6 protein-coding genes and 2 pseudogenes are annotated in these 6,651 nt (G+C 74.1%); 3 read left to right on the forward strand and 5 right to left on the reverse strand.

The window, feature by feature from the left end; all coding sequences use genetic code 11:
* Positions 1-391: 391 nt before the first annotated feature.
* The 5 genes and pseudogenes from ABZT03_RS35745 to ABZT03_RS35765 all read right to left on the reverse strand — a co-directional run bounded on the left by ABZT03_RS35745 (position 392) and on the right by ABZT03_RS35765 (position 3,815).
* Entirely contained in the window at positions 392-676 is a 285-nt protein-coding gene (locus ABZT03_RS35745) for a hypothetical protein (RefSeq protein ID WP_356047182.1), read from the reverse strand.
* Positions 659-1,045, reverse strand: a pseudogene (locus tag ABZT03_RS35750) (formate dehydrogenase); the annotation flags it as partial. The pseudogene ABZT03_RS35750 and the gene ABZT03_RS35745, both read right to left, overlap by 18 nt.
* Before the next feature lie 24 nt (positions 1,046-1,069).
* On the reverse strand, positions 1,070-1,372 hold the full coding sequence (locus ABZT03_RS35755; protein ID WP_356047172.1) for a hypothetical protein: 303 nt from the start codon (positions 1,370-1,372) through the stop codon (positions 1,070-1,072).
* A 60-nt stretch (positions 1,373-1,432) separates the two neighbouring features.
* Positions 1,433-2,722, reverse strand: a complete 1,290-nt coding sequence (locus tag ABZT03_RS35760; RefSeq protein ID WP_356047174.1) for an ROK family transcriptional regulator — start codon at positions 2,720-2,722, stop codon at positions 1,433-1,435.
* A 139-nt stretch (positions 2,723-2,861) separates the two neighbouring features.
* Positions 2,862-3,815, reverse strand: coding sequence for an aminoglycoside phosphotransferase family protein (locus ABZT03_RS35765; protein WP_356047176.1), 954 nt, complete (start codon positions 3,813-3,815; stop codon positions 2,862-2,864).
* A gap of 144 nt (positions 3,816-3,959) precedes the next feature.
* On the opposite strand from ABZT03_RS35765, the gene ABZT03_RS35770 reads away from it, so the two are divergent.
* The 3 genes and pseudogenes from ABZT03_RS35770 to ABZT03_RS35780 form a co-directional block, all read left to right on the forward strand.
* Positions 3,960-4,454: an FBP domain-containing protein gene (locus ABZT03_RS35770; protein WP_356047178.1), complete on the forward strand. Its 495-nt coding sequence runs from the start codon at positions 3,960-3,962 to the stop codon at positions 4,452-4,454.
* Positions 4,455-4,689: 235 nt separating this feature from the next.
* Positions 4,690-5,943, forward strand: a complete 1,254-nt coding sequence (locus ABZT03_RS35775) for an aromatic acid exporter family protein (RefSeq protein WP_356047180.1) — start codon at positions 4,690-4,692, stop codon at positions 5,941-5,943.
* Positions 5,944-5,983: 40 nt separating this feature from the next.
* Positions 5,984-6,651, forward strand: a pseudogene (locus tag ABZT03_RS35780) (hypothetical protein); the annotation flags it as partial.

Here is a 6,651-nt window from a genome sequence, read left to right on the forward strand (position 1 = left end):
GTGCGCGGGCCGACGGCGCCACGGCCCTCACCGCACCGGCCGGGACCCGCCCGCCGGCGCACGACCGCGGCTCCCCCACCGCAGCCGCGCCGCCGACCCGGCACTCGGCGCTCCGGCCTGGACACCCCACCGCCCGGCGGCTGACGGCACCCGGCCGGAGCTCCGGCGCCCGGCCTTCACAGGCGCGCCGACGACCCGGAGCGCAGCTCTCCCGGCCTCGACGTCGAACCCCGCCCGGCGGCCGACGGCACCCGCCGAGGGCCCCGGTGCGCGGCAGCCGCAGGCGCCGGCGGACCCGGTGCTCAGCCCGTCCGCGGGACAGCCCGCCGGCCGACGGCACACGATCGCGACTCCGCCATCGGTTCCGCAGGCGTCCCCGCCGACGCGGCGCTCAGTCCTCCCGTCCGGCCTGCTCCTCCGCCCGTCGCCGCTCCAGGTGTTCGCGTTGGGGGAGCACCGTGTATTCCGGGTCGCGGGCCGAGGCGACGCCGGCTGCGAAGACGCCGAAGCGGGTGCAGGCCGAGCCGGCGAGGAGGGCCAGCCCGGAGGTGACGGCGGCGGCGCGGTGCTCCCCGAGCAGGACGGCGCCCGCCGCGCCCGCGACGGTCAGCACGCGCGCGGTCCGCAGCAGGGTGCCGGCCCGGCCCTCCCGCCACGTCTCGGCGACCATGTCCATCGCGGTGTCCAGCTCGAGGGGCTCCCAGTCGGTGCCGTGCGGGCGCCGGTGGAGGACCTCGTGGCGGCGCGCGGGCCCGGTGGTGAGCTGGAGGGTGGCGGAGCCCTTGGGGCACAGCCGGCCGCGGCTGATCGGGGAGTCGGGGTCCCCCTCGATCTGGACGACCTTCTCGTCCTTGACGTAGACCTGCTGGGCGCAGCCGACGGCTCAGTACGGGCAGACCGACTGCACGACCCGGTCGGCGGTCTCGGTGCGCGGACGCAGCCGCTCGGTGCGGGCCGACTTCGCGGCGCTGCCCCGGCCCGAGCGGTCGGCGCCGGTGAGCTGGCGGTAGACGGGCCAGGAGCGGACCCGGTCGGACATTCCCATGCTGGCTCCCGCTCGCGTTCGCGGTCAGGCCGTGGACTCGTCCGGCACGGGGTGCTCGGGGTGCGGGGACGCCGACCGCGGTTCGCCCTGCCGGCCCGTGCCGGCCTCGTCGGTGTCCGGCCCGTCGGCGGCCCGCGCGTCGCCCGGCTCACCGGGTCCGCCGGCCGCGCCCTGTTCGTCCCCGCCGTCGGTGTCGTCGGTGGCGCCGCGCTCGCGCGAGGGGACGACCTCCCACGGGTCCTCCCCCGTGTGCGCCTGCTGGTCCGGCAGGTCACGCGGGATGGGTGTGCCGTTCTCACCTGGTCCTTCGTGGCGGTGGTCGGCCACGGCCTACTCCCTTCGCCTGGGCTCGGGAGTGGCGAGTACCCCGCGGTGACCAGCGAAACCTCAGTGCGGGGCGCGCTCCTGGAGGGCGGTGCGCCAGGCCGGAGGGGGCCCCTGCGGCTCGGGTTCGGCGCGCCTGCCGCCGCGGGCGAAGAAGTCGGCGAGCGGCAGGATCGCGGCGCCGACGGTGACCGCGTCGGGCCCGAGGCGGCCCAGTTCGACGGTGACCTTCTCGGCCGGGTGGCGCAGGGCGTACGACACCGCGTGCCAGCGTACGGCGGGCAGGAACCGCGCGCCGAGCTGGAGGCCGGCCCAGCCGCCGATGAGGATGCGCTCGGGCTGGAAGAGGTTGATCAGGTCGGACAGGCCGGCGCCCAGGTACTCGGCGGTCTCCTCCAGGACGGCGAGCGCCACCGGGTCGGCCGCGGTGCCCTGCGGCGGGTAGGCGGCGGCCAGCATGTCGGTCAGCGCGGTCTCCTCGTCGGTGCCCTCCGCGGGGCGCCCGCCCTCCTCGCGCCAGCGCTCCAGCAGGGACTCGGCGCCCGCGTACGCCTCCAGGCAGCCGAGGGCTCCGCAGCGGCAGCGGCGCCCCCGGACGCGGACCGTCAGGTGGCCCCACTCGACGGCCCGGCCGTGCTCCACCTCGGGGGTCACCAGACAGGCGCCGACGCCGGAGCCGAACAGGACGACGATCGCGTTGCGGGCGCCGCGGCCGCCGCCGAACCACATCTCGGCCTGACCAAGGGTCTTGGCGCCGTTGTCGATGAAGTAGGGCACGGTGTCCGGGAGTTGGGACCCGGCACGCAGCAGCTCCTCCAGCGGGACGGCGTCCCAGCCGATGGTCTGCCCGTGCACGACCGCGCCGCGCTCCGGGGTGTGTTCGACGATGCCGGGCACGCCGATGCCGACGCCGAGCAGCCGCTCGGGCGCGATCCGGGCGGCGGTGAGGACCTCGGCGATGCCGTCGCGGATGTGGCCGACGATGCCCTCGACCTCGTACTCCTGCCGGGCCAGGGGGTGCTGCACGCGGGCGAGTTCGGTCAGCGCCAGGTCGAACAGCTCGATCCGTACGCGGGTCTCGCCGACGTCGACGCCGATCATGTAACCGCTGTCGGGCGCCGCGCGCAGCAGGGTGCGGGGGCGGCCGCCGTCGGAGTCGACGCTGCCGGCCTCCTCGACCAGTCCGTCGGCGACGAGGTCGGCGACGACGTTGCTGACGGAGCCGGAGCTGAGTCCGGTCACCGGGCCGAGTTCGAAACGGCTGAGGGGTCCGTCGAAGTAGAGCCGTTGCAGTACGGCCGTGCGGTTGGCCCGCCTGAGGTCGCGTACCGTGCGCCCGTTCCGCCCCGCCATGTGGCTCCTTCTCCGAACCCCGCCGACCTGCAAGATACCTCTGCCGGGCTACCGGGCGCGAGTTTCGACCCCCCTTAATTCACGCCCTGAACGAAGTAATGCCGGGTCGGCCGGGGTCACGCACCGCGCGCAGGGCCCCTCACGGGGTCGCCGTGGACCCCTCTATCTCGTCCAGCGCGGCGAGGAGTTCGGGGGCCACCGTGTCCCGGACCCACCGGTTCTGGTCCTCCCCGAACTCCCGGGGCACCGCCTCCGTGAGCATGATCAGGTACAGGTAGCAGCGGTAGAGGGCGAGGCGCAGCCGGGCGGAGCCCCCGAACGCCGCCGGGCCGTCCGCCTCCCGGTAGCCGGCCAGGAACGGCTCGTCCTTCTCGATGTCGCCCAGCAGCGCGAGCGACACGAAGTCCGCCACCGGATCGCCCCAGAACATGCGCTCGCCGTCGATGAGCCCGCCGATGCGCGGCGCCCCGGACGAGCGGTCGACCAGGATGTTGCCCCGCCACAGATCGAAGTGGACCAGGCGCGGGACCGTGACCTCGGCCAGGACGTGCCGGGCGGCGCCGAGCACGCGGGCCACCTCGTCGGCGGGGCGGGGCAGCCGGACCCGGTAGCGGCGGGCGTCGTCGAGGACGGCGTCGGTCATGGCGGTGAACGCGGTGGGCCAGTCGGCCGCGAGGGGGCCGAGCGCACCGGAGGGGTATCCGTGGCCGGGCCCGGTCTCCCGGTGCAGCCGGGCCACCTGACGCCCCAGCTCCCGCCGCAGACCGGCCTCTTCGGCGCAGGTGAGCGTGTCACCCCAGGGGTCGCCGGGACAGGACGTCATCAGCAGATGGCGCTCACCGCTGCCCACGACCTTCGGCGCCGTGACGCCGGCCCGGTCGGCGGCCCGGTAGAACTCCGCCTCCGAGACGAGCAGGCTCCGCTCATGGCGCAGACCCGGGACGCTCTCGGGAGGCGGCACCTTGAGCACGTAGCGGCTGCCGTCGTCGAGCAGGAGTTCCTCGACGGTGTTGTAGGTGCCGCCGGTCAGCGGGCGCGCGCCCACCAGGGACCCGGGCGGGAACCCCGCCGCCTCCAGGGCACGCGTGCGCACGGAACCGACTTCCTGGAAATCCACTGGCTCCCCCGTGTTCGTCTGTCTAGCCTAGGCTGAAACCTAGTGACCCTAGGAAATTGCCAAGCACGCATGTTCAGGCGTGCGGTGGTCCATCGCCCCCACCCCTCCAGGAGCCTCCCCATGAAAGCACTCACCGAGCAGGCCGTTCGCGACTCCTTCGTCAACTGCTCGAAGGGAGAGGCCAGGCGACTCGCCGTGCCCCGCGACCTCGCCGAGCGGCCCTGGGACGACCTCGACTTCCTGGGCTGGCGCGACCCCGGGGCTCCCGACCGCAGCTATATCGTCGCGGAGCGGGACGGCCGGCCCCTCGGTGTCACGTTGCGCTTCCCGCCGTCGACGCGGGGCTTCCTGCACCGCAGCCTGTGCTCGCTGTGCCTGACCACGCACCGGGGCGGGGGCGTGTCCCTGATGACGGCCCGCAAGGCGGGAGCAGCGGGCCGCGAGGGGAACTCGGTCGGCCTGTACATGTGCACCGACCTGGCCTGCTCCCTCTACCTCCGGGGCAGGAAGGTCCCGGACAGCGGGAGCCGCTTCGAGGAGAGCCTCACCCTGGACGAGCAGATCGCCCGCACCACGGGCAACCTGTCGGCCTTCCTGGACAAGCTCCTCGTCTGACGTGTCGACGTACGCCCGCTGACGTGTGACGACGTCCCCTCGGCACCAGCCGCCTCCCTCGACGTGTGACGGCGTCCGCCCTCCGGACGAGGCCGCCTCCCTCCACCCGGCCCGAACGACGACCGCCCCTGTCGGATGTTCCTCCGAGCGGCGGGTACGGGCCCAGATGCGTCGAGGACAGTCACGGTCCTCAATGAGTAGCGTCGGTGCATCTGTGGAAGGGGTCAGCGCAAGGATGCGAGATGTACGTGAGTTGACGGCGTCCCCTGTGCGGCTGGTGAAGCGGCACAGGGAGCCCGTGGTCGTGCAGACGCTGCGATCGGCGGTCGCGGCGTCCCTGGCCTACGTCGTCGCCCTGCGTCTGAGTCCCGAGGCGGCGCCGCTCACCGCGCCGCTGACCGCGCTGCTCGTCGTCCAGGTCACCCTGTACGCCACCCTCACCAACGGCATCCGCCGGGTGAACGCGGTGGTGGCCGGCGTCCTGGTCGCCATCGCCTTCAGCATGCTGGTGGGACTGACCTGGTGGAGCCTCGCGCTGCTGATCGTGGCGTCGCTGGCCGTCGGGCACCTGGTGCGCGTCGACGAGTACGTGCCCGAGGTGGCGATCAGCGCGATGCTGGTGCTCGGTGTCACCACCGTCGGGGACACCGCGTGGGCGCGCATCCTGGAGACCCTGATCGGCGCGGTCGTCGGCCTCGGCTGCAATCTGGTCCTCGCCCCACCGGTGTGGGTGGACGAGGCGGGCGCGTCGATCGAGGGGCTGTCCCGGCGGCTGCGGCAGCTGATGCTGAGCATGGGCGAGCAGGCCGCGGGCCGGATCCGCGTCGAGGAGGCGGCGGCCCGGCTGCACGAGGCACGCCGGCTCGACCACGAGATCGTGGAGGTGGACGCGGCCCTGCGGCAGGCGGAGGACAGCCTGCGGCTCAATCCGCGGGTCCGCGAGGGGCTGCTGCACCGGGTCGTGCTGCGCACCGGCCTGGACACGCTGGAGATCTGCACGGTGGTGCTGCGGGTCCTGGCCCGCACCTTCACCGACCTGGCGAAGGAACGCGAACCCGACGCGCTGTTCACGCCGGGGACGGGCGCCGCCGTGGAACGGCTGCTGTCCGAGATCGCCGACGCGGTGGTGAGCTTCGCGGTGCTGGTCACCACCGACGTCAGCCACAGCGCGGAGTCGGCGGAGGAACGTCTCAGCACCGAGCTGCGGCAGGCCGCGACCTCCCGTGACAAGCTCGCCCAGCTCCTCCTGGAGGAGGTGCAGCGCGACGCCCGGCACTGGCAGCTGCACGGCGCGACGCTGACGGAGGTCAACCGCATCCTCGACGAGCTCGACACCGAGCACCGCACGCGCCGGCTGTTCGAGGAACTGGACCGGGTCAGCCGGGAGCAGCGCGAGCGGATGCCGCGGCTGACCCGGTTGCGCGAGAGCGTGCGGGTTCCGGCCCGGCTGCGCCGGAACCGCCGGGCGTCCGCCACGCGTTCCAGGTGAGGACGGGAGCAGGATCCGAGTGACGACGAGGGGCGGGCGGATGGCCGACACGACCGTGCGGATCGACGGGAACACACTGCGGCTGCCGGGCGGTGCGACCGTGCGGTTCGTGCGCACCCTGCGGCTGCCCGAGTCGGGCACGCACGCGCTGCCGCCGGGCCTCGGCGAGTTCCCCGTCCGGCGGGTCGCGGATTATCCGGACACCGTGCCGGAGACCTGGCGGGCGCGCGGCGGCGTGATGCTGCCGGTGTACCTGCGCGAGGCGATGTGGCTGAGCTTCGCCGGCACCACCGAGCCGGCCGCGCTCCAGGTCGGGGTGGGCAAGGTGTGCGCGGTGTCGGGCCGGCCGTGGAGCGACCGGCTGTCCCGTGATCCGCAGAACTACGTGGTGCTGCCGCGTCAGCCGTGGCTGGACGGCATCAACTCCGGGAAGGGCACCGTGCGCCAGTTCGTGGCGGTGCCGCTGGGGCTGGGCGCGACCGTCGAGGGCCAGGTCACGGGCGAGGAGGTCTTCGGCGGCGTACAGCTGCAGTCCTTCCCGCTGAACCCGCGGGAGCTGAAGCACTGGCGCGAGGAGGAGCGGCGCCGGGCGGAACGGGCCGTCCGTTCGATGCGGCCGGGCGGGGCCTACGGCGCGGCGATGCCCATGTCGGCGCGCACGACGCGGTCGCCGACTGCAAGCTCCTGCTTGCCAAGCTCGAACAGATG

Origin of the sequence: Streptomyces sp. NPDC005574 (assembly GCF_040605435.1) — a bacterium.
Classification (GTDB): domain Bacteria; phylum Actinomycetota; class Actinomycetes; order Streptomycetales; family Streptomycetaceae; genus Streptomyces.